Origin of the sequence: Caulobacter soli, from assembly GCF_011045195.1 — a bacterium.
Classification (GTDB): Bacteria; Pseudomonadota; Alphaproteobacteria; order Caulobacterales; family Caulobacteraceae; genus Caulobacter; species Caulobacter soli.
Genome location: NZ_CP049199.1, coordinates 3,761,517 through 3,781,772, shown reverse-complemented (window position 1 = coordinate 3,781,772; position 20,256 = coordinate 3,761,517). Strand labels below are relative to the sequence as shown.

Here is a 20,256-nt window from a genome sequence, read left to right as displayed (position 1 = left end):
ACGCGTCAAAGCCGCGCCGCCGCCAGGATCGGGCCGCCGTCCTTGGCCTGGACCAGCACCGCCGTGCGCAGGGCCGGATCGCTCGGCGCCATGGTCGAGAAGGCCTTCGGCGAGCCGGTCCAGCCGCCCAAGCGGGTCAGTTCGCGGACCACGTCGCGGTGGGGCAGGGTCTTGCCGTTGTTCTCGCCGCGCTGGATGGCCACCTGCTGGACGCGCGGGTCGTAGCGCACCAGCCAGACGTCGGCGCCGGCCTTGGGGGCCTGGCCCGCGCCGATCTCGACCCGGCCGCGCGACAGGGCGATCGTGGCGTCCATGGCCGGCCGGGCGCGGCGCAGGGCCAGCTCGACGTCGCGGGCGTTCGTGCCGATCAGGTCCTCGCGGCCCTCGACCACCATCTGCGGCGTGCCCAGCTGGGCGCCCAGGCCGCGGGCATAGGCCTTCTGGCGATCGGTGTAGGCGGGCTTAGCGAAGGTGTCCTTCCAGCCCAGCTGGTCCCAGTAGGTGACGCCGAAGCTCAAGGCCAGCACGTCGGGCCTGTCGGCGATGGCGTTGAGATTGGCGTTGGCCGGTGGGCAGGACGAACAGCCCTGACTCTGGAACAGCTCCAGCACCACCGGGCGCTGGGCGGTGCCGCCGGGAGCGGACAGCGCGAACGCGCCGACCGCGACGGCCAGGGCCATGCCCGCCGACAGGCTGGCCCAGGCCATCTTCCGCATCGTCGTCCGTGTCATCGGGATCGCGTCCTTGAGTGATCGTCACGGACCAGTTCGCGGCGGGACGGGCCAAGGTTACAACGTTCACGAACAATAAACCGCCTTTGGAAGCGCAACCTTCAGCACCCCGGGTGTCTAAGGAGGCAAGGCCGCACTCGGGCGCGCCGGCACCAGGATGGCGAGCGTGGCCAAGGCGGCGGCGAAGGAAGAGAAGGCGGCTCCGGCCCCCGAGGCTCCGGCCAAGGGCAAGGGCGGCAAGGCCGTCAAGGTGGCTCGCCAGCGCTCCGAGATCGACGACATCATCACCCTGGTCGTGTGCGTCGCCTGCACCATGTGGGCGTTCAAGATGATCGTCGACCTGGGCGTGCTGAGCTTCTGATCGCCGAGGGCGCGCACGGCGACCCTAAGACGTCACACTAGACGCCCTCCCTCCCTCTCGCGGGGAGGGAAAAGCAATTTCCACTTAGCCCAGCGCCGCCGCCGCGCCCTCGGGCGCGCCGCTCAGGGCCGCGTCGAGAGCCGCCACCAGACGCTGGGCGGCGATCGGCTTGGCCACGAAGCCGTCCATGCCGGCGGCCAGGTAGCGGTCGGTTTCGTGCGTCAGGACGCTGGCGGTCACCGCCAGGATCGGCGTGCGGACGCGACCCTCGGCGGCCTCGCGGGTGCGGATCAAGCGGCCGGCCTCCAGGCCGTCCATGCCGGGCATGTGGATGTCCATCAGGATGGCGTCCCAAGGGCCGGCTTCCCACATCGCCACGGCCTCGTGACCGTCGCGGGCCACGCCGCAGGCGACGCCCAGGTGTCCCAGCATGGCCTGCAGGACGGTGCGGTTGGTGGCGTTGTCGTCGACCACCAGCATCTTCAGTTCGCCGGCGGCGGTCGCGGGCGTGGCGTCGATCGCTTCGGCCGGCGCCGGCCGGGCTGCGGGGGCCAGGACCGGGCAGGGGGCCTCGAAGGTGAAGCAGGCGCCGCCCGTGGTCGGGCTTTCGAAACCGATCTGGCCGTCCATCAGCGTCACCAGTTCGCGACAGATGGCCAGGCCCAGCCCGCTGCCGCCGGTGCGGCGCGTGCTCGACCCGTCGACCTGGACGAACTTCTCGAAGACCTGGGCGCGGCGGGACTCGGGAATGCCGACACCGGTGTCGGTCACGGCGCAGACCAGGTTGGCGGCGTCGCCGCCGATGCGCACGGCCACGCCGCCCGCGTCGGTGAACTTGATGGCGTTGGAGATCAGGTTGCTGAGCACCTGGCGCAGCCGCGTCCCGTCGCCGTCGCGCCAGCCCCCAGCCCCAGGGGCGATCTCCAGAGTAAAGTCCAGGCCCTTGTCGTGGGCCAGGCCGCCATAGAGCTGGCGCAGGGTGTCGGCCAGGGCGTCCAGGTCGAACGGCGCCCGCACGATCTCCATCTTGCCCGCCTCGATCCGCGAGATGTCGAGCACGGCGTTGATCACGTCCAGCAGGGTGGCGCCGGACTCGTGGATCACGGCCAGGCGCGCGCGCTGCTTGGCCGACAGTGGGTCGCGTTCCATGGCCTGGGCCATGCCCAGCACACCGTTCAGCGGGGTGCGGATTTCATGGCTCATGGTCTCGAGGAACTCGGTCTTCACGCGGCTGGCGGTCTGGGCGACCACGGCCAGCTCCTGGGCCTCGGTGCGCAGGCGGCGGTTCTGTTCGAGCTCGGCCTCGAGCTTGCGGTTGAGGGCGTCCGACGCCAGGCGGGCCCGCAGCTCGCGCATCACCGCCCCGCGCATCAGGGTCGACATGCCGAAGGCGGCGAAGGCGCCGGCCGTGCCGATGAAGCCGTACTGGCCGACCAGGTCGTCGGGGGCGTTGCGGGCCATCAGCACCAGGCCGACGATCGCCGCGCCGACGCTGACCAGGGCCACGCGCCGGGTGGGGGCCGAGGTGGCGAAGACCAGGGCCATCAGCACGAAATAGACCAGCTTGGCCGGCTCGAAATGCAGGACCTGATAGGTGACGACATTGGCCATGAAGAGGGTGTTCATCGCCAGGGCGGCGGCTTCCAGCCCCGGCATCTCCGGCGGCTTGACCTTCAGTCGGCGCCACAGCCAGAAGCCGAAGGCGGCGGCGACCAGGGCCAGGCTTTCCAGCACGACCAGGGCCACGCCCTTCTCGTAGAAGGGGTGGGACAGGCTGATCAGGCAGTAGTAGGCGGCGGCGGCCACCAGATAGCCCCGCAGGATCGGCAGGTACGATCCAACGACCTCCCGTGACGGTATGGGTTCCCGCCTGCTGATCATCCGCTTCATGAGCCCCCGCGCCTTCTCAGCCCCCCGGCTTGGGCGCAAACTAGAGCATCAGGGTTAAGTTGCGATTGAGACCCTCTCAGTTCGCGGAAAACCCTAGGCGGCGCGGTCGATACGCGCGGCGTAGCAGCCCGGCTTGGCGTAATGGGCGTGCAGATAGGCCACGGCGGGGTTTCCAGCATCCGCGCGATCACCGGCGCGGCCGCCGCGCCCTCGACCACGTCGGCGTCACGCAGCATGCCGGCCGCGTCAAAACCGCGCAGGGACAGCAGGCGGCGACGTAGGGCCGGGGGCAGGACGTCGGTGGTCGAGGTCGGGCCCTGGGCGGCTTCGCGGACATAGATGGCGTAGCGCGAGCGGAACGGGGTGTCGGCGGCCTGATGCTCGTGGTTCAGCAGGATCAGGGTCTCGCCCGGCGTCGCGTCATCCAGGGTGACGCGACAGGGAAAGGCGAACGGCGCGTCGGCGGTGACGCGCAGCATGCCGCGCTGGGCCAAGGCCTCGTCGTCGAGAGCGAACAGCGGCGCGAACGGCTCGATCGGCAGGCTGGAAACGGTGAAGGACATGGCGGGCTCCTGTTCTGGCCCACCGGTTCTGGCGCCGTCGACGCGAGGCCGACACCCGATCCTTGCGGTGGCCGCCATCGCTCCGCCCAGGCTTGCCGATCGTCGATATCCGGCCTAAATGCCGGTCTTCCCAACCGATGGAGGCCACCATGGACGCTGTGCTGGACGACCGTTTCGCCCTTCCCACAGATCTGACCGTGGTTTGCCATGTCCGCCTTCATCACCTTGGATTCCGTCAGCGCCGCCACCCCTGACGGCCGCGTTCTCTTCGACAATCTGAACCTGACGATCGGGGCCGAGCGCATCGGCCTCGTCGGCCGCAACGGCGTGGGCAAGTCCACGCTGCTGTCGCTGATCGCCGGGACCCGCGTTCCAGTCTCCGGAACGGTCAACCGCGCCGGCGTGGTCGGGGTGCTGCCGCAGCTGCACGCCCCGCCGCCGGGCGCGCGCCTGGCCGACCTGCTGAACGTCGGTCCGGCCTGGGATCGCCTGTGCCGCATCGAGGCCGAGGAGGGGACCGAAGAGGATTTCGCCGAAGCCGACTGGACCTTGCCGGGCCGCGTTGCGGCCGCCCTGGCCGAGGTGGGCCTGTCGCGCTGGGACGCCTCCTGGCCGGCGGCCAGCCTCAGCGGCGGCCAGATGACACGCGCGGCCCTGGCCGGCCTGCTGGTCGCCGCGCCCGACGTGATCTTGCTGGACGAGCCGACCAACAATCTCGACGCGGCGGCCCGCGCCCTGCTGGGCGACGTGCTGCGGCGTTGGAAGGGCGGGGCGGTGGTGGTCAGCCACGACCGGGCGCTGCTGCGCGGCATGGACCGCATCGTCGAACTGACCAGCCTGGGCGCGACCAGCTACGGCGGCGGCTACGACCTCTATGCCGAGCGCAAGGCCCAGGCCGTGGCGGCCGCCGAGCACGACCTGGAGGCGGCTGAGCGCCAGGTGCGCCAGGCGGCTCGCGAGGCCCAGGTCGCTCGCGAGCGCAAGGCGCGCCGCGACGCCGCCGGCCGCAAGTTCGCCGCCAAGGGCAGCGAGCCGAAGATCCTGCTGGGCGCCCAGGCCGAGCGGGCCGAGAACAGCGGCGCGCGCGAGGGCAGGTTGGCCGACCGCGCCGCCCAGGAGGCGGCCCAGGCCCGCGAGGCCGCCGACGCCCGGGTCGAGCGGCTGCGCCGCCTGGCCTTCGACTTGCCGTCCTGCGGTTTGCCCGCCGGGCGGATCGTGCTGGACCTCGACGCGGTGGGTTTCGCCTATCCGGGCGGACCGCCGGTGTTGTCGGACCTGAGCTTCCGCCTGACCGGCCCCGAGCGGGTGGCGGTGATCGGCGGCAATGGGGCGGGTAAGTCGACCCTGATCCGGCTGGCGACGGGCGGGCTGGACCCGACGGCGGGGACGGTGACGCGCGGTGTCGTCGCCGCCCTGCTGGACCAGCGCGCGGCGGTGCTGGACGAGACCCAGACTATTCTGGAGAACTTCCGTCGCCTGAACCCGGCCGCCGACGCCAATATGGCGCACGCCGCCTTGGCGAGGTTCCTGTTCCGCAACGTCGCCGCCCACCAGACGGTGGCCACGCTCAGCGGCGGCGAGCGCCTGCGGGCGGCCCTGGCCTGCGTGCTGATGTCGGCCCAGCCGCCGCAGCTGCTGATCCTGGACGAGCCGACCAACCACCTGGACCTGGAGTCGGTCGAGGCGGTGGAGAGCGCCTTGGCCGGTTATGACGGCGCCCTGCTGATCGCCAGCCACGACGAGGACTTCCTGGAGGCGGTGGGCGTGGAGCGGCGGGTAGTGCTTTAGGCGCGTCCCACGGCGCGAAAATCGCCGGGACGATCCTCGTCGGGCGCGGATTTCCCCCGCCGCGCTTTGGGCCGAAAGTGCGCCAAAATCCAGGGAGGAACAGATCATGGCGAACGCCGGTCGGGTCGCAGTCGTCACCGGAGCCAGCTCGGGCATCGGCAAGGAAGCGGCCAAGGCGCTGGCGGCGCAAGGCTGGCACGTGATCGCGCTGGGCCGCGATCCGGGGCGCACGGCGGCGGCCGAGGCCGAGATCCGCGCGGCCAACCAGGGCGGTCGCGTCGACATCGTCCAGGCCGACCTGTCGCGCATGGCCGACGCGGTGCGGGCCGCCGGCGAGATCGCCGCCCTGACCGATCGGGTCCACGTGCTGATCAACAACGCCGGCGGCATGACCAAGGCCCAGGTGATCACCTCCGAGGGACTGGACGAGAACTTCGCCGGCAATCACCTGGGTCCGTTCCTGCTGACCAATCGCCTGCTGCCGCTGCTCCGTCGCGCCGCCGCCGAGGCGCCGCACGGCAGCGTCCGGATCATCAACACCTCGTCCGACGGCGGCGAGATGATCCCGGGTCTGAAGTGGGACGACCTGCAACTGCTGGAAGGGTTCAACCCGGGCCACGCCTACTGCCAGGGCAAGCTGGCCAACGTGATGTTCGCCCGCGGTCTGGCCAAGCGCCTGGCCGCCGACGGGGTGGTGGCTCACGCGGTGCATCCGGGCACCATCGACTCCAACTTCATCAATCACGCCGGGGAATCGACCCAGGCTCACATGCGCACGCTGAAGATGATGTCGCCGCAGCAGGGCGCCGAGGCGCTGGTCTGGCTGGCGACGGGCGACGAACCCGGCCAGACGACGGGCGGCTACTACCACCAGAAGAAGCCGATGCCGGCCAACCCGTTCGCCGACGACGACGCCAACAACGATCGCCTCTGGAACGAGAGCGAGAAGCTGGTGGCGTTCGCGGGGCTGTAGGTGACAGTGGTGGCCGCCGCCTGATGGGCTCAGGGTTTCAGCGGCGGCAGCGGCGTCTTGCCCGTAAGGTAGAGGTCGGCGAGGACCTCGGCGGTTTGGCCGCCTTTGTCTCGCGTGACTTTCGCCAGCAGCCCGATGACCTGATTGCGATCACCTGCCTGAACGGCCGTCGTAAATTTTGCGGCTAGTCCCTTGGTGATCAGCGCTTCGGCGATTTCCTGATTGCCGAAGAAGCCGGCGCCCTTGACCGACACGCTACGCCCGCTGGTTCAGCGTGATCGCCGTCCCGTTCTGGCGATACGCCGCGCCTTGAGAGCCCGGGCCATAGCCGGAGGCGTTGGGGCGTTGTTCGGCGACTTCCTGGGCGATGGCGCGGACCAGGCCTTCGGTGACGGTCTTGGCGGCGGTGACGGCGCGGCCCTGGCGGGCGAGCACGGAGTCGAAGGCCTCGGTGGCGCGCACCAGGCGCTGGCGGCGCTGCAGGCTGGCCCCCGACACCAGGGCGACATTGCCGCGCACGCGGGTCGACTCGTGGCGATAGAGGTTGGCCAGCTTGGCCACCTCGTCGACGTACTGCGCCGCCTCATGCGGGCGGCGGGCCTCGAAGGCGGCCGATTGCCGGGCGATGAGATCGGTCAGGCGCTCGGTCAGGATGATCAACTGTTCGACGCGATCGTCGCAGTCGGTGGCGTTGAGGGCCATGGGGCTACTCCTTCAGACCTTGCATCTTCAGCATTTCCTTCTGCACGGCGGCGGCCACGCCGATGCCGCCGGCCTTGGAGACCTGCTTGGCCATCTCCTCGGACAGAAGGGACTTGAACATGTCCTCGCCGGCCCCGCCGCCGCCGATTTCCGGCGTCGTCATGCCGGCGGTCATCGACTGCATCATCACCGACAGGAACGAGGCCTCGAACTTCTGGGCCGTTTCCTTGATCTTGCCGCGGCGCAGAAGTTCGGCGGTCGAGGCGGCGGTCTGACCGACCGTGTCAATGGGCGAAACGGCGGCGGAGGAAAGCGCGCTCATCACATCACCTCGATGTCGGCTTGCAGGGCGCCCGAGGCCTTGATGGCCTGCAGGATCGAGATCATGTCGCGCGGCGTGACGCCCAGGGCGTTGAGGCCGCCGACCAGGCTCTTGAGCGAAGCGCCGCCGCCCAGGGTCAGCAGCTTGCGGCCCTTCTCCTCGTCGACGCTGACGGTCGACTGCGGGACGACCTTGGTCTGGCCCTGGCTGAACGGGGCCGGCTGGCTGACGGCCGGGCTTTCCTGGACCGAGATGGTCAGGTTGCCCTGGGCGATCGCCACCTGGCTGATGCGGACGTCGTCGCCCATGACGATCACGCCGGCCACTTCGTCGATGATCACCTTGGCCGGAGCGTCGGGCTCGACTTCCAGGTTCTCGATGTTGGTGACGAAGCTGATCATGTCCATGCCGGGAGGAGGGCGGACGGCGACGATCGTCGGGTTCTGGGCCTGGGCGCAGTTGGGGAAGCGTTGGTTGATGGCGTCGGCGATGCGGCGCGAGGTGGTGAAGTCCGGGTTGCGCAGGGTCATGCGCAGCACGTCCATGCTCACCATCTGGAAGCCGGTTTCCTTTTCGATGATGCCGCCGGCGGCGATCCGGCCGGCGGTCGGCACGCCCTTGGTGACCGAGCTGCCCGAGGCGCCGCCGGCCGAGACCGAACCGGTCTGCACCGAGCCCTGCGCCACCGCGTAGGTCTGGCCGTCGGCGCCTTGCAGCGAGGTGACCAGCAGGGTGCCGCCCAGCAGGCTCTTGGCGTCGCCCAGGGTCGAGACCGTGACGTCCATGCGCGCGCCGGCCGCCGAGAACGGCGGCAGGTTGGCCGTGACCATGACGGCGGCGGTGTTCTTGGTGTTGAGGTTGCCGTCGCGGACGTTGACGCCCTGGCGCTCGAGCATGGCTTCCAGGCTCTGCTTGGTCATCGGGGCGTTACGCAGGCTGTCGCCCGAACCGTTCAGGCCCACCACGATGCCGTAGCCGACCAGCTGGTTGTCGCGAACGCCTTCGAAGGCGACAATGTCCTTGATGCGCGACTTAGCGTCGGCCGGGGACGCGATGAGCGTCACGGCGGCGAGAGCGAGGCCCAGAACGGAAGCAAAGAATGAACGAGACATGGCTTTCCTACGGCGGGGTGGCATCCCCACGCCGTCCCATGCCAGAACCGGGCCAGTTCAAGTGAGTGAAAAAGTTCAATGAAATCAGTCGAAACGCGGCGAATTTCTGCCTGCGACATTCTGGTTCGGCAGATTCTGCCCGGCATTAACCATACCGCAAGCGCACCCCAGCAAAATGTGGTTAACGGGGATGGGATGACTCCCTTGTTTCGTCGTCGGAGCAGCGTTTCGTCATGAAGGTTTCCAGCACGGGAGGCGCGGGCGCGGTTGGCGCATCGCGGGCCAAACCGACGGGTGGCGGATCAGGGTTTTCCCTGCCTTCGGTGGGCGGCGCCAGCGCCGCTTCGGGAGTCGCCCAGGCGGGCGGCGTGGCCGGAGTGGGATCGCTCGACGCCCTGCTGGCCCTGCAGGCCGACATGGATCCGATGGAGCGCAAGCGGCGGGCTGTGAAGCGAGCCGGCGGCCTGCTGGATCTGCTGGACGCCCTGAAGCTGGCCACCCTGGACGGCGAAGTGTCGACCGGCACGCTGTCCCAGCTCAAGAACGCCGTGCGCCAGCATCGCGAGTCGACCGACGATCCGAAGCTGGAAGCCATTCTGAACGAAATCGAGACCCGAGCCGCCGTTGAGGCGGCCAAGCTCGAGCAGGCTCGACTGGGTTGAAATCGCGAATGAAACTGGATGTTAAAGAACACGGTTCACTGGGTATCCCCAGAATCGCGATATCCGTGCACCGCGGTGAACGCGCGGCTCATGCGACGTTCATTGAACCGGGCTATCGTTTTGGTATAAGCACCCGGCCTGACCAGGGCGGAGTTCATCGGGGCGTGAGGCGTTAATGCAAACGGCCACTGTTCTTAAGGTACCAGACTCGTATCGTCCGTCGGACGACGAGCCTTTCATGAACGAGCGTCAGCTTGAGTACTTCAAGCAAAAGCTCCTGGCTTGGAAAGAAGAGATCCTTCGCGAATCTCGCGAAACGGTCTCCCACCTGCAAGCTGAAACTGAAAACCATGCCGACCTCGCCGATCGTGCGTCGTCGGAAACTGATCGGGCGCTGGAGCTTCGCACCCGGGATCGTCAGAGAAAACTCATCTCGAAGATCGACCAGGCGTTGCGTCGGGTCGAGGACGGTTCCTACGGGTACTGCGAGGAAACCGGCGAACCGATCGGTTTGGCTCGACTGGACGCGCGGCCCACTGCGACGCTCAGCCTGGAAGCCCAGGAACGTCACGAACGTCGGGAGCGGGTTCACCGCGACGACTGAGGTTTTCACCGACCTCGACTGCCAAACTTGGCTGAATGTGTTTCGAGCGGCCCCGCCTCACGGCGGGGCCGTTTTCGTTTCGGCTATTCCCAGCGCCGGGTTGAGGTGATTTGCTGAAATTCTCGCCGCGGGGAGGACCGCCGCGACTGGGGAATTCCGCCATGACCATCACCCGCCGTCACCTCCTGGCGACCAGCACGGCCGCCGCCGGGCTGGCGCCCTTCGCGGCCGCCTTCGCCGCGCCCGCCGCGACCGGGCCCGTCGCCGACCCGAAGCTGGCCGCCCTGCTGGACGTCTTCGTCGACAAGATGCTGACCGACTCGCCAGAGACCGCCACCTATCTGGGCCTGGACAAGGGCGCGCGGGCCGGGCTGAAGTCGAAGTTGTCGGGCGCTTCGACCGCCGACCGCCGGGCCCAGGTCGCCGCCAGCGCCGATCGCGTGAAGCGCCTGTCGGCCATCGATCCCAAGAGCCTGAATCCCCACGACCTGACGATCCACGACACGGTGCTGGCCGCCCAGACCCTGACGGTCGAGGGCGGGGCCTTCTCGTACGGCGTCGACGGCGGCAACCCTTATGTGGTGACCCAGCAGAGCGGCGCGGTTTCGCAGGTTCCCGAATTCCTCAACTCGCAGCACGCCATCGAAACCGACGCCGACGTCGAGGCCTATCTGGCCCGCACCGACGCCTTCGCCCGGGTGCTGGACCAGGAAACCGCGCGGATCGGCGAGGACGCGGCGGCCGGAGTGATCCCGCCGGCCTTCATCCTCGACACCGCCATCGCCCAGTTGACCGAACTGCGCGGCCAGCCCGCCGAGAAAACCCAGCTGGTCGCTTCGCTGGCCGAGCGGGCCAAGGCCAAGGGGCTGGCCGATCCCTCGGCGTCCGAGACCAAGATCGTCGCCAGCGCGGTGTTCCCGGCGCTCGATCGGCAACTGGCCGCCCTGAAGGCGGCGCGCGCCAAGGCCGCCGCCGACGCCGGCGTCTGGAAGCTGCCCAAGGGCGACGAATACTACGCCTGGGCCCTGCGCGTGGGCACCACCACCACCCTGTCGGCCGACGCCATCCACGCCATGGGCCTGGAGCAGGGCAAGGCCATCGCCGCCCGCATGGACCCGATCCTCAAGGCCCAGGGCCTGACCCAGGGCAGCGTCGGCGAGCGCGTCACGGCCCTGACCAAGGATCCGCGCTACCTCTATCCCGACACCGACGCCGGCCGGGCCGAGCTTCTGGCCTATCTGAACGATCGCATCGCCGCCATCCGGTTGCTGATGCCCAAGCTGTCGCGCCTGGGGCTGAAGGCCGACGTGCGGGTCAAGGCCGTGCCCAAGGAGATCCAGGCCGGCGCGCCGCAGGGCTACATGAACTTCGCGGCCCTGGATGGCTCGCGGCCGGCGATCTACTACATCAACCTGCAGGACATCGGGAACTGGCCGAAGTTCACCCTGCCGACCCTGACCACGCACGAGGCCATTCCCGGCCACGCCTGGCAGGGCGCGTACCTGGCCGAGCGGTCCAGCCAGATCCCGCTGATCAGCTCGCTGATGGGCTTCAACGCCTTCGTCGAAGGCTGGGCGCTGTATGCCGAACAACTGGCCGACGAGGGTGGTTTCTACGACGGCGATCCCCTGGGCCAACTGGGCTATCTGCAGGCCCAGCAGTTCCGCGCCGCGCGGCTGGTGGTCGACACCGGCCTGCACCACAAGCGCTGGACCCGTGAACAGGCCATCGACTATCTGGTGACCACCACCGGCCGGGCGCGGCCGGCCATGACCAGCGAGGTCGACCGTTATTGCGCCAATCCCGGCCAGGCCTGCGGCTACAAGGTGGGTCACACCGAGATCGTCCGCCTGCGCGAGACGGCCAAGGCCAGGATGGGCGGAAAGTTCGACTTGCGCGACTTCAACGACGCGGTGGTCTCGACCGGCGGCGTGCCGCTGACCGTGCTGGGCGAGGTGATCGACCGCTACGTGGCGACCGGGAAGGCCTAGTTGCTCACCAGAGCGAGGCCGCCGCCCGTTCCGGCCAGGCCTTGTCGTAGCTCTCGCCGCCGACCGTGTTCTGGCTCATCGCCGCCAGCATGGCGCCGGGCGTGGGCAAGGATCGGGGATCGACCTGGCTTTCGGCGTTCCACAGGCCCGAGCGGACGATGGCGCGGGCGCACTGGAAATAGGCCTCCACCACGGTGACCACCAGGCAGGTGCGCGGCGCCTTGCCGTCGACCGCGAAGCTCTCCAGCAGGTCGGGATCGGCGCTGACCACCGCCCGGCCGTTGACCCGGAAAGTCGTGCCCGAGCCCGGAATCAGGAACATCAGCGCCACGCGCGGATCGCGGACCACGTTGCGCAGGCTGTCGATGCGGTTGTTGCCGCGCCGGTCGGGCAGGATCAGCATGCGCTCGTCCTGGATGCGGACGAAGCCGGGCTGGTCGCCGCGCGGGCTGCAGTCCAGGCCCTCGGGGCCGACGGTGGCCAGGACCAGGAACGGCGAGGCCTCGATCAGGGCGCGATAGTGCGGCGTGATCCGGTCGGTGACCTTGACGGTCGAGGCCGGGACCGGAGCCGGCGTGTACAGGGCTTCGAGCGCTTCCAGGCTGTCGACGATCATGGACGGCTCCCTTGCAGGGCCGCCAGCATAGCGGGTGTCGTAACCGAAAGCCTAGGCGCCGGCCTGGACGATGGCGCAGGCCTCGGCCAGGCGATGGGGCGAGATCGGCTTGTCAACCACGGCGCGCGTGCGGGCGCCCAGCTGGTCGGCGTTGCCGGTCACATAGACCACCGGGATCGGTCCCAGCCGGGCCAGGATCGCGGTGACCGCTTCCACGCCCGTGCCGCCGATGATGCGATAGTCCGCGGTGATCAGATCGGGCGGCCGCTTCAGGGCGCAGTCGAGCGCTTCCTGAGGGCTTTCCGCTATGTCGAAACTATCGAATCCTTGCTCACCGAGCAGGGCCTCGACTTCCATAGCGATGAGGATCTCATCCTCGATGATCAAAGCATGTCTGTGGGACATGAGCACTGCACGCCACCGCTTTTCAAAATCGTCCCTGGGGTTAGTAGAAGCCTATGATTCTCTTCTGCGCTAACGCTTTTTACGGTTCAGCTTGTCTAAAATGTCGCAGGGCCGCTGTTGCGTCTTGTTATCATCGCACAAGTTCTTCCAGGTGTTGTGTGTGATCACAATAGGAAGCGCAGGGTCTTGTCTATCTGGGACGAAGTCAGGGTTTTACCTTAGTTTATAGAACGCGGTCCGTCGAGCGTCGGTCTCTTGCCTCTCCCTGGCCGATTTGCGCTATGCAGATCAAAACAGCAGGAGCCCGCCGCATGTCGCAAGACGCCCCCCTGATCCTGACCGAGAAGCGCGGCCACGTCGCCATCCTCACCCTCAACCGGCCCAACGCCCTGAACGCCCTGGGCGCGCCGGGCGACGGCGACCAGGTGGCGGCCGCCTGCGAGGCGATCAACGACGACCAGGACATCCGCTGCGTGATCCTGACCGGCGCGGGCCGGGCCTTCTCGGCCGGCGGCGACGTCAAGGCGATGAAGGCCCGCGAAGGGGCGTTCGGCGGCAACGGCGTCAAGGTGCGCGACGGTTACCGCAAGAACATCCACCGCGTGGTGCGGGCCATCTACGGCCTGGAGGTCCCGTCCATCGCGGCGGTTAACGGCGCGGCCATCGGCTTGGGCTGCGACGTGGCCTGCATGACCGATATCCGCATCGCCGCCGACACCGCCAAGTTCGGCGTCACCTTCCTGAAGCTGGGCCTGATCCCCGGCGACGGCGGGGCGTGGCTGATGCCGCGCACCATCGGCATGAGCCGCGCCGCCGAGCTGCTGTTCACCGGCGACGTCATCGACGCGGCCAAGGCCGAGGCCTGGGGTCTGATCAGCAAGGCCGTGCCGGCCGACGCCCTGATGGACGAGGCCCTGGCCTTGGCCAACCGCATCGCCCAGCAGCCGCCCCACGCCCTGCGCATGGCCAAGAGCCTGCTCAAGCACGGCCAGACCTCCAGCTACGACACGCTGATGGAGATGAGCGCGGCGGCCCAGGCCATTGCCCACCACACCGAGGATCACATGGAAGGCGTCGACGCCATCCTCGAGAAGCGTCAGCCGACGTTCAAGGGCGCTTAGGTCATGGGCAAGGAGGCCAAGGGCGTCTGGGGGCAGCTGTCGGACGGCGAGAGCGACGGCAAGCTGTTGTGGGAGCCACCCAAGCTGATCTTCCGCGGGGCGGTGCGCGGCATCTATCAGGGCCATGCCCTGCGCGACCTGAAGGTCGAGGGCGCCGACCTGGTGCTGACCGACGGCACCCGCTTCACCCTCGAACCCGGCGAGGCGGCCAAGTGGCTGCACGCCATCCAGAACCCGCCGGGCCGGCTGGACAAGCTGGGCGTCAAGGCGGGCCAGACGGTGGTGGTCGAGGGGATCGACGATCCAGAGTTCCTGGACGAGCTGTCGAACCGCGTGGAGCCGGTCGAGGCTTATGAGGACATCGACCTGCTATTCCTGGGCGTCGAGGACCTGGCCGATTTCGACCAGCTCGAAGACCTGGCCGGCGGGCTGGCGGCCAAGGGCGCGATCTGGATCGTCGCCCAGAAGGGCAAGGGCGCGCCGCTGAAGGACGCCGAGATCCTGGGCGCGGCGCGGGAGCGGGGGCTGGTCGACACGAAGGTCTGCGCGTTCTCGAAGACGCACACGGCGCTGCGCTTCGTGAAACGCAAGGGCGGGGCGGCGGTGAAGGCCGCGCCGGTTGATGATGAGGACGAGGGGTTCGACGAGGACTAGGTCGCTAAGCCGCGACTTTCGCCTTGGTCACCGCCTTGACCTTCGAAAACTCCATCACCCCGTCGTCGACCTTGCCGTAGCGCAGGGCCACCAGGTCCTTGGCGTAGTTCTGGTGCACCTTCCACGGCGTCTTGGCGCCTTGCCGCGGCAGGATCTTCAGGGCGCGCTGGACGTAGCCGGACGAGAAATCCAGCCACGGCTCGATCTCCATCTCGCCTTCGGGCAGGCGCGGCGTGCAGATCCGCGTGCCCGTGCGGTCCATGTAGTTGAGCAGGCGGCACATGTATTCGGCCGTCAGGTCGGCCTTCAGGGTCCAGCTGGCGTTGGTGTAGCCGAAGGTCGAGGACAGGTTCGGCACGTCGCTGAACATCATGCCCTTGTAGCTGGTGGTCTCGTGCGGCGCGATCTTCCGCCCGTCGACCAGCACCTCCATCTCGCCCAGCAGCTGCATGCGCAGCCCCGTGGCGGTGACGATGATGTCGGCGTCCAGGCTTTGGCCCGAGGTCAGCTTCAGGCCGGTCTCGGTGAAGGTCTCGATATGGTCGGTGACCACCGAGGTCTTGCCCGCCTTGATCGAGGCGAACAGGTCGGCGTCCGGCACCAGGCACAGCCGCTGGTCCCAGGGATTGTAGCGCGGCGTGAAGTGGGTCTCGATGTCGTAGTCGGGCCCCAGGTGGTCGCGCACCAGGCCCAGCAGCCGCTCCTTGGTCTTCTCCGGCTTCTTGCGGGCGATGTTGAAGAACAGCATCTGGAACAGCACGTTCTTGGCGCGGGTGATGTCGTAGGCCAGCTTGCCCGGCAGCTTGGCGCGCAGCCAGTTGGCGACCCCGTCCTCGGCCGGCCGCGAGACAACATAGGTCGGCGAGCGCTGCAGCATGGTGACGTGGCCGGCGGTTTTGGCCATTTCCGGCGCCAGGGTCACGGCGGTCGCGCCGCTGCCGATCACCACCACCGTCTTGCCGGCGTAGTCCAGGTCCTCGGGCCAGAGCTGGGGGTGGACGATCCGGCCCTTGAACCGCTCGATCCCCGGGAAGTCGGGCGTGTAGCCGGCCTCGTAATTGTAGTAGCCGCTGCACATCGACAGGAAATTGCAGGTGACCTTGACGGTCTTGCCGTCGTGCTCGGCCTCGACGGTCCAGGTCGCGGTCTCCGACGACCAGCTGGCGCGCCGGACCTTGTGGCCGTAGCGGATGTTCCGGTCGATGCCGTGCTCGGCGGCGGTCTCGCGAACGTAGTTGAGGATCGAGGGGCCGTCGGCGATGGCTTTCGCCTCGCGCCAAGGCTTGAAGGCGTAGCCCAGGGTGTACATGTCGCTGTCGGATCGGATGCCCGGATAGCGGAACAGGTCCCAGGTGCCGCCGATCGCCGCCCGGGCCTCGAGAATGGCGTAGGTCTTCTTCGGGCAGTCGCGCTTGAGGTGGTAGGCCGCGCCGATGCCCGACAGGCCCGCGCCCACGATCAGTACGTCGAAATGCTCGATGGCCATCGTGCTTCCACCCTGGTTCACCCGGTCCGGTGGTCCGGACGCTTATGTATGTGAACGCTGATCACCAGCAAACGACCGTTTAGACGATCCGTCAACCGCGGCGTCGTGAACGGGTCTTCGGTTTTGATTGCAAACCTTCACCGGCCCCGCGTATCGGTCGTTCCCATGTCTCTGCGCGACTTCGGCGTGCTGGTCCTGGTCTGCCTGGTCTGGGCCTGCAACAACATCGTTTCCAAGATCGTGGTCGCTCACTGGGGCGTGCCGCCGCTGTTCTACGCGGCGGTGCGGTTCGCCATCGTCGCGGCCGTGACCCTGCCGTGGCTGCTGCCCGCGCCGCGCCCGGCTTGGCGGATCGTCGTGGTGGGGCTGCTGTTGGGGCTGGGCAACTTCGCCCTGCTGTTCATGGGCTTCAAGACCGCTTCGCCCTCGACCGCCGCGGTGGTCGTCCAACTGGCCGTGCCATTCACGACGATCCTGTCGGTGCTGCTGCTGGGCGAGAAGGTTCGCTGGCGGCGCGGCCTGGGCATCGTGCTGACCCTGTCAGGCGCGGTGGTGGTGATGTGGAACCCGCACGGGCTGCAGCTGTCGCCGGGCCTGTGGTTCATCGTCGGGTCGGCCTTCACCGGCTCGCTGGGCGCGGTGATGATGAAGCAGATCGAAGGGGTCAGGCCGCTGCAGCTCCAGGCCTGGGTCGGGTTCACGGCGGTCGCGCCCCTGGCGGCGCTGAGCGGCCTGTTCGAGCCGGGCGGCTTCGGCCTAGCGGTCCACGCCGGCTGGCCGTTCGTGGCGGCGGTGGTGTTCTCGGCCCTGGTGGTTTCGGTCGTGGCCCACACGTCCTATTACGGCCTGATCCAGCGCCATGACGCCAACCTGATCGCGCCGCTCACCCTGATGACTCCGCTGATGACCATTGGCCTGGGCGTGTTGATCACGCACGATCATTTCGACGTGCGGATGGGAATCGGCACGCTGCTCGCGCTAGTGGGGGTGCTGATCATCGCCTTGCGCAAGAACCAGGTGACGCCGCTGCTGATGCTGACGAGGAACCGCTTCCAATGACGCCGCCCGTGATCGACGCTCCGTCGCCGAACTTCGACGCGCGCAAGGCCGTGCCCGACTGCGTCATCCTGCACTACACCGGCATGGAGACCGGCGAGGCGGCCCTGGCGCGGCTGTGCGACCCCGAGGCCAAGGTCTCGGCCCATTATCTGGTCGAGGAAGACGGCCGGGTCTTCCGCCTGGTGCCCGAGGAGCGTCGCGCCTGGCATGCCGGGGCCGCGTTCTGGAAGGGCGTCAAGGACATCAACTCGGCCTCGATCGGCATCGAGATCGTCAATCCCGGCCACGAGTTCGGCTATCGCGCCTTTCCCGACGCCCAGATCGCCGCCGTCATCAACCTGCTGGCCGACATCCGCACGCGCTGGATGATCGACGACGACATGATCATCGGCCATTCCGACATCGCGCCCGGCCGCAAGATCGATCCGGGCGAACTGTTCCCGTGGAAGCGCCTGGCCGACGCCGGCCACGGCCTGTGGGTCGAGCCGCCGCCGTCGCCCGGCGCGCCGCTGGGCCGGGGCGAGGAGGGGACTGGCGTCTTCGCCCTGCAGGCCGGCCTGACCCGCCTGGGCTACAACTGCGCGCCGTCGGGCCAGTACGACGAGTGGACCGAGACCGTGGTCGCCGCCTTCCAGCGCCACTGGTTGCAGACCCGCTTCGACGGCGTCGCCGACGGCGAGACCCGCGCGCGCCTGGTGGCCCTGCTGCGGGCGGCGAGCTGATGCATCCGGCCAAGCCGTTCCACGTCCATGATCGCGTGACGTTGCTGGCCTTCATCGCCGCCCATCCGTTCGTGACCCTGGCGGGCGCTGTAGGCGGCCGGCCCTTCGTGGCCCAGGCCCCGGTAGTGATCCGCGAACTGGACTTCGGCGAGATCGTGCTGGACTTCCATCTGTCGCGCGGCAACGCCCTGGCGCCGTTCGTGGTTCAGGGCTTCCGCGCCGTGGCCCTGGCGACCGGCCAGGACGCCTATGTCAGCCCCGACTGGTACGGCAGCGAAGATCAGGTCCCGACCTGGAACTACGTCTCGGCCGAGGCCGAGGGCCTGGTCGCGCCGCTCAGCGACGCGGAGTTCGTCGCCCTGCTCGACGACCTGTCGGCCCAGGAAGAGGCGCGCCTCCTGCCCAAGGCGCCTTGGACCCGCGACAAGATGAGCCCGGGCCGCTTCGAGGCCATGATGCGCGGCATCATTGGCTGCCGGCTGAGCGTCGAGCGGCTGGAGGGGACCTTCAAGCTGGGTCAGAACAAGGCCGAGGCCGAGCGCGCCGGGGTGGTCGCCGCGCTGGGTGATCATCCGGTCGCGGAGCTGATGCGAGCGGCGATTAGAGACTGAGGATCGGTCCGCCGTACTCGCTCAATTGGCGATCCACCGTCAGCAACTTAGCCCCCTCGACAGTTGCTTGCGCTACCAAGAGGCGGTCGAAGGGGTCCTTATGAAGCGGAGGCAGGGTGAGCACCGCCAGCGCGTGCTCGGTGGAGATGGCGAGTTCTTGCCAGCCGTTCTTAAGCAACTGACGATACAGCCGCCGGGGATCAACAGTGAAATCCGCGCGGCCTTGGGCGTGCTTGATGCTGATCTCCCATAGGCTGGCCACGCTGAAGAGGGGCTGGTTGTCTTCGGCTTCCAGCAGTTGCCTGCCTTGTATTGGGATACGGTTGGGCTCCAGGGCGGCCCAAAGCAGGATGTGGGTGTCCGCAAGCAGGATCACTCTTTGCCCTCGAACATCTCCAGGATTTCGTCGGCGAACATAGTGTCGAAATCGTCCGGGACGGTGAACTCACCTTCCATGAACCCGAGACGACGGATTGGTTGGGCTTCTGTCATGTCGAGGGCGATCACCTTCACCATCGGCTTGCCGGCCTTGGCGATGATGAAGCCTTCGCCATCGGCGGCTTGCTCCACTAGGCGGGAGAGGTGAGTTTTGGCTTCGTGGATATTGACCGTGCGCATGGTGGCCTCGGTGGACTAAGTTCACTTAGTTTAGTCCGTTTCTTATCGATCTTCAATTGACCAGAGCTCTCGCTGCCGTCAAACACCGTCCCGGACCAGATGGTCGGGCGGCCGCGGCATCCTTGTGGTGTCGAGGAAAGTCCGGGCTCCACGGTGACAAGGCGGCGGGTAACGCCCGCCGGGAGCGATCCCAGGGATAGCGCCACAGAAAGCAAACCTCCTCCCTTCGGGGCGGGAAGGGTGAAAGGGTGGGGTAAGAGCCCACCGCGGACCTGGCAACAGGGACGGCATGGCAAGCCCCGCCTGGAGCAAGACCGAATAGGGACCCCGCGCCGGCCTCGCGTCGGATAGGCCGTCACTGGCTGAGAGGGTCCGGGTAGGTCGCGAGAACCGTCCAGCGATGGGCGGTCCAGAGGAATGGCCGTCTCGCGCTCTAGGGCGTCAGACAGAACCCGGCTTACAGACCATCTGGTCCATTCGCTCCGCCCTCGGGCGGGGCCGCGAAAGTGGGTTTGAGCCCCACTTATCCCCACAATGGCGGTAACTGAGCCGCCCAATCCCAAGCCTGCAAGGCCGCGCGCCGAGTCTAGCGCGCGCGAAGTCTTAACAGGTTCCTTGTATGTTCTGTGGATAGATTCAGGCGGTCTGTGAAGACGCCCCGCGACACCTTTGTTTTGGCGGCAAAACGGGTGTTGGTGTCATTGTATCCCAATCAATCCCATGTTAACCCACTTCTGCCGGAGCGATCGTGGCAGGGCGTCCGGCGGCGGGCTTTTCAACAGGGGTAGTGGGGTGTTTCTCTCGACGTTCGAGAAGCAGCTGGACAGCAAGCGGCGCATCGTCGTGCCGCAGGACTTCCGCGCCGCGCTCTCGGGTCCGTTCGACGGGATCTTCTGCTTCCCCTCCATCGAAGCCGATTGCCTCGAGGCTGGCGGAAAGAGCCTGTTTGACCGTTACCAGGGCGTGATCGACGAGCTGCCGTTCGGCGATCCCCTGCGTTCGGCCCTGGAAACCAGCGTCTTGGGCGGCATGGCGCGGCTGTCGTTCGACACCGCCGGCCGCATCACCTTGCCTGACACCCTGTGCGAGATGTTCGGCCTGACCGACTGGGTGGCGGTGGTCGGCCTGGGCGAGCGGTTCCAGATCTGGTCGCGCGAAGCCTTCCAGGCCCACCGCGCCGCCCAGCGCGACCTGGCCCGCGACGGCCTGGCCGCCATGCGCGCCCAGCAACGCACCGCCCGCATCGGGGGCGTGGCGTGAGCGAT

The 20,256-nt window shown here is 68.0% G+C and carries 24 protein-coding genes and 1 other RNA gene; 13 read left to right on the top strand and 12 right to left on the bottom strand.

The window, feature by feature from the left end; all coding sequences use genetic code 11:
* Positions 1-5 precede the first annotated feature (5 nt).
* Complete coding sequence (locus G3M62_RS17735; RefSeq protein WP_165189388.1) at positions 6-731, bottom strand: DUF1223 domain-containing protein; 726 nt, start codon at positions 729-731, stop codon at positions 6-8.
* 166 nt (positions 732-897) lie between these two features.
* Between G3M62_RS17735 and G3M62_RS17730 the strand changes: the two genes are divergently transcribed.
* Positions 898-1,092 (top strand): hypothetical protein, encoded by a 195-nt coding sequence (locus G3M62_RS17730; protein ID WP_165189386.1) that lies wholly within the window; start codon positions 898-900, stop codon positions 1,090-1,092.
* Positions 1,093-1,176: 84 nt separating this feature from the next.
* Here the strand turns inward: G3M62_RS17730 and G3M62_RS17725 are convergent, their stop codons facing one another.
* Together G3M62_RS17725 and G3M62_RS17720 are read right to left on the bottom strand one after the other, a co-directional pair.
* Positions 1,177-2,982 (bottom strand): ATP-binding protein, encoded by a 1,806-nt coding sequence (locus G3M62_RS17725; RefSeq protein ID WP_165189383.1) that lies wholly within the window; start codon positions 2,980-2,982, stop codon positions 1,177-1,179.
* Positions 2,979-3,545, bottom strand: a complete 567-nt coding sequence (locus G3M62_RS17720) for a DUF1203 domain-containing protein (RefSeq protein ID WP_343037648.1) — start codon at positions 3,543-3,545, stop codon at positions 2,979-2,981. The genes G3M62_RS17725 and G3M62_RS17720 overlap by 4 nt, the downstream gene beginning before the upstream one ends.
* 207 nt (positions 3,546-3,752) lie before the next feature.
* Here G3M62_RS17720 and G3M62_RS17715 point away from each other — a divergent pair, with 207 nt between their 5' ends.
* Positions 3,753-5,333 carry an ABC-F family ATP-binding cassette domain-containing protein gene (locus tag G3M62_RS17715; protein WP_165189380.1) on the top strand — a complete coding sequence of 527 codons (1,581 nt, stop codon included), beginning with the start codon at positions 3,753-3,755 and terminating at the stop codon, positions 5,331-5,333.
* Positions 5,334-5,439: 106 nt separating this feature from the next.
* Positions 5,440-6,306, top strand: coding sequence for an SDR family NAD(P)-dependent oxidoreductase (locus tag G3M62_RS17710; protein WP_165189377.1), 867 nt, complete (start codon positions 5,440-5,442; stop codon positions 6,304-6,306).
* Between the two features lie 29 nt (positions 6,307-6,335).
* Here G3M62_RS17710 and G3M62_RS17705 read toward each other — a convergent pair whose 3' ends face one another.
* From G3M62_RS17705 to G3M62_RS17690, 4 genes are read right to left on the bottom strand one after another with little or no spacing between them, the layout of a single operon-like run.
* Positions 6,336-6,560 (bottom strand): hypothetical protein, encoded by a 225-nt coding sequence (locus G3M62_RS17705; RefSeq protein ID WP_165189374.1) that lies wholly within the window; start codon positions 6,558-6,560, stop codon positions 6,336-6,338.
* Position 6,561: 1 nt separating this feature from the next.
* Entirely contained in the window at positions 6,562-7,008 is a 447-nt protein-coding gene (locus G3M62_RS17700; RefSeq protein WP_165189371.1) for a flagellar basal body protein, read from the bottom strand.
* A gap of 4 nt (positions 7,009-7,012) precedes the next feature.
* Positions 7,013-7,330 (bottom strand): rod-binding protein, encoded by a 318-nt coding sequence (locus G3M62_RS17695; protein ID WP_165189368.1) that lies wholly within the window; start codon positions 7,328-7,330, stop codon positions 7,013-7,015.
* A complete protein-coding gene (locus G3M62_RS17690; RefSeq protein ID WP_165189365.1) occupies positions 7,330-8,442 on the bottom strand; it encodes a flagellar basal body P-ring protein FlgI in 1,113 nt (370 codons plus the stop codon). Before G3M62_RS17690 ends, G3M62_RS17695 begins: the two co-directional genes overlap by 1 nt.
* 233 nt (positions 8,443-8,675) lie before the next feature.
* On the opposite strand from G3M62_RS17690, the gene fliX reads away from it, so the two are divergent.
* The 3 genes from fliX (at position 8,676) to G3M62_RS17675 (ending at position 11,699) form a co-directional block, all read left to right on the top strand.
* Positions 8,676-9,104, top strand: coding sequence for a flagellar assembly regulator FliX (gene fliX, locus G3M62_RS17685; protein ID WP_165189362.1), 429 nt, complete (start codon positions 8,676-8,678; stop codon positions 9,102-9,104).
* A 175-nt stretch (positions 9,105-9,279) separates the two neighbouring features.
* Complete coding sequence (gene dksA, locus G3M62_RS17680; protein ID WP_012287706.1) at positions 9,280-9,708, top strand: RNA polymerase-binding protein DksA; 429 nt, start codon at positions 9,280-9,282, stop codon at positions 9,706-9,708.
* Between the two features lie 161 nt (positions 9,709-9,869).
* Entirely contained in the window at positions 9,870-11,699 is a 1,830-nt protein-coding gene (locus tag G3M62_RS17675; RefSeq protein WP_165189359.1) for a DUF885 domain-containing protein, read from the top strand.
* A gap of 4 nt (positions 11,700-11,703) precedes the next feature.
* Here the strand turns inward: G3M62_RS17675 and G3M62_RS17670 are convergent, their stop codons facing one another.
* Both G3M62_RS17670 and G3M62_RS17665 read right to left on the bottom strand, forming a co-directional pair.
* Positions 11,704-12,315 carry a pyridoxamine 5'-phosphate oxidase family protein gene (locus G3M62_RS17670; RefSeq protein WP_165189356.1) on the bottom strand — a complete coding sequence of 204 codons (612 nt, stop codon included), beginning with the start codon at positions 12,313-12,315 and terminating at the stop codon, positions 11,704-11,706.
* Between the two features lie 51 nt (positions 12,316-12,366).
* Positions 12,367-12,720, bottom strand: a complete 354-nt coding sequence (locus G3M62_RS17665; RefSeq protein WP_165189352.1) for a response regulator — start codon at positions 12,718-12,720, stop codon at positions 12,367-12,369.
* Between the two features lie 311 nt (positions 12,721-13,031).
* Here G3M62_RS17665 and G3M62_RS17660 point away from each other — a divergent pair, with 311 nt between their 5' ends.
* Positions 13,032-13,841, top strand: coding sequence for a crotonase/enoyl-CoA hydratase family protein (locus G3M62_RS17660; RefSeq protein ID WP_165189349.1), 810 nt, complete (start codon positions 13,032-13,034; stop codon positions 13,839-13,841).
* 3 nt (positions 13,842-13,844) lie between these two features.
* Positions 13,845-14,495: a DUF3052 family protein gene (locus G3M62_RS17655; protein ID WP_165189346.1), complete on the top strand. Its 651-nt coding sequence runs from the start codon at positions 13,845-13,847 to the stop codon at positions 14,493-14,495.
* 4 nt (positions 14,496-14,499) lie between these two features.
* Here the strand turns inward: G3M62_RS17655 and G3M62_RS17650 are convergent, their stop codons facing one another.
* A complete protein-coding gene (locus tag G3M62_RS17650; RefSeq protein ID WP_165189342.1) occupies positions 14,500-15,981 on the bottom strand; it encodes a flavin-containing monooxygenase in 1,482 nt (493 codons plus the stop codon).
* Positions 15,982-16,146: 165 nt separating this feature from the next.
* On the opposite strand from G3M62_RS17650, the gene G3M62_RS17645 reads away from it, so the two are divergent.
* From G3M62_RS17645 to G3M62_RS17635, 3 genes are read left to right on the top strand one after another with little or no spacing between them, the layout of a single operon-like run.
* On the top strand, positions 16,147-17,040 hold the full coding sequence (locus tag G3M62_RS17645; protein ID WP_165189338.1) for a DMT family transporter: 894 nt from the start codon (positions 16,147-16,149) through the stop codon (positions 17,038-17,040).
* Positions 17,037-17,762: an N-acetylmuramoyl-L-alanine amidase gene (locus G3M62_RS17640; RefSeq protein ID WP_165189335.1), complete on the top strand. Its 726-nt coding sequence runs from the start codon at positions 17,037-17,039 to the stop codon at positions 17,760-17,762. The genes G3M62_RS17645 and G3M62_RS17640 overlap by 4 nt, the downstream gene beginning before the upstream one ends.
* Entirely contained in the window at positions 17,762-18,373 is a 612-nt protein-coding gene (locus G3M62_RS17635) for an FMN-binding negative transcriptional regulator (protein WP_165189332.1), read from the top strand. Before G3M62_RS17640 ends, G3M62_RS17635 begins: the two co-directional genes overlap by 1 nt.
* Here G3M62_RS17635 and G3M62_RS17630 read toward each other — a convergent pair.
* Positions 18,363-18,749 (bottom strand): type II toxin-antitoxin system VapC family toxin, encoded by a 387-nt coding sequence (locus G3M62_RS17630; protein ID WP_165189329.1) that lies wholly within the window; start codon positions 18,747-18,749, stop codon positions 18,363-18,365. The genes G3M62_RS17635 and G3M62_RS17630 overlap by 11 nt on opposite strands.
* On the bottom strand, positions 18,746-18,991 hold the full coding sequence (locus G3M62_RS17625) for a type II toxin-antitoxin system Phd/YefM family antitoxin (protein ID WP_165189326.1): 246 nt from the start codon (positions 18,989-18,991) through the stop codon (positions 18,746-18,748). Before G3M62_RS17625 ends, G3M62_RS17630 begins: the two co-directional genes overlap by 4 nt.
* A 95-nt stretch (positions 18,992-19,086) precedes the next feature.
* Here G3M62_RS17625 and rnpB point away from each other — a divergent pair.
* Together rnpB and G3M62_RS17615 are read left to right on the top strand one after the other, a co-directional pair.
* An RNA gene (rnpB, locus tag G3M62_RS17620) (RNase P RNA component class A) lies at positions 19,087-19,467 on the top strand.
* A gap of 316 nt (positions 19,468-19,783) precedes the next feature.
* On the top strand, positions 19,784-20,251 hold the full coding sequence (locus tag G3M62_RS17615) for a division/cell wall cluster transcriptional repressor MraZ (protein WP_165189324.1): 468 nt from the start codon (positions 19,784-19,786) through the stop codon (positions 20,249-20,251).
* The last annotated feature ends 5 nt before the right edge of the window (positions 20,252-20,256 follow it).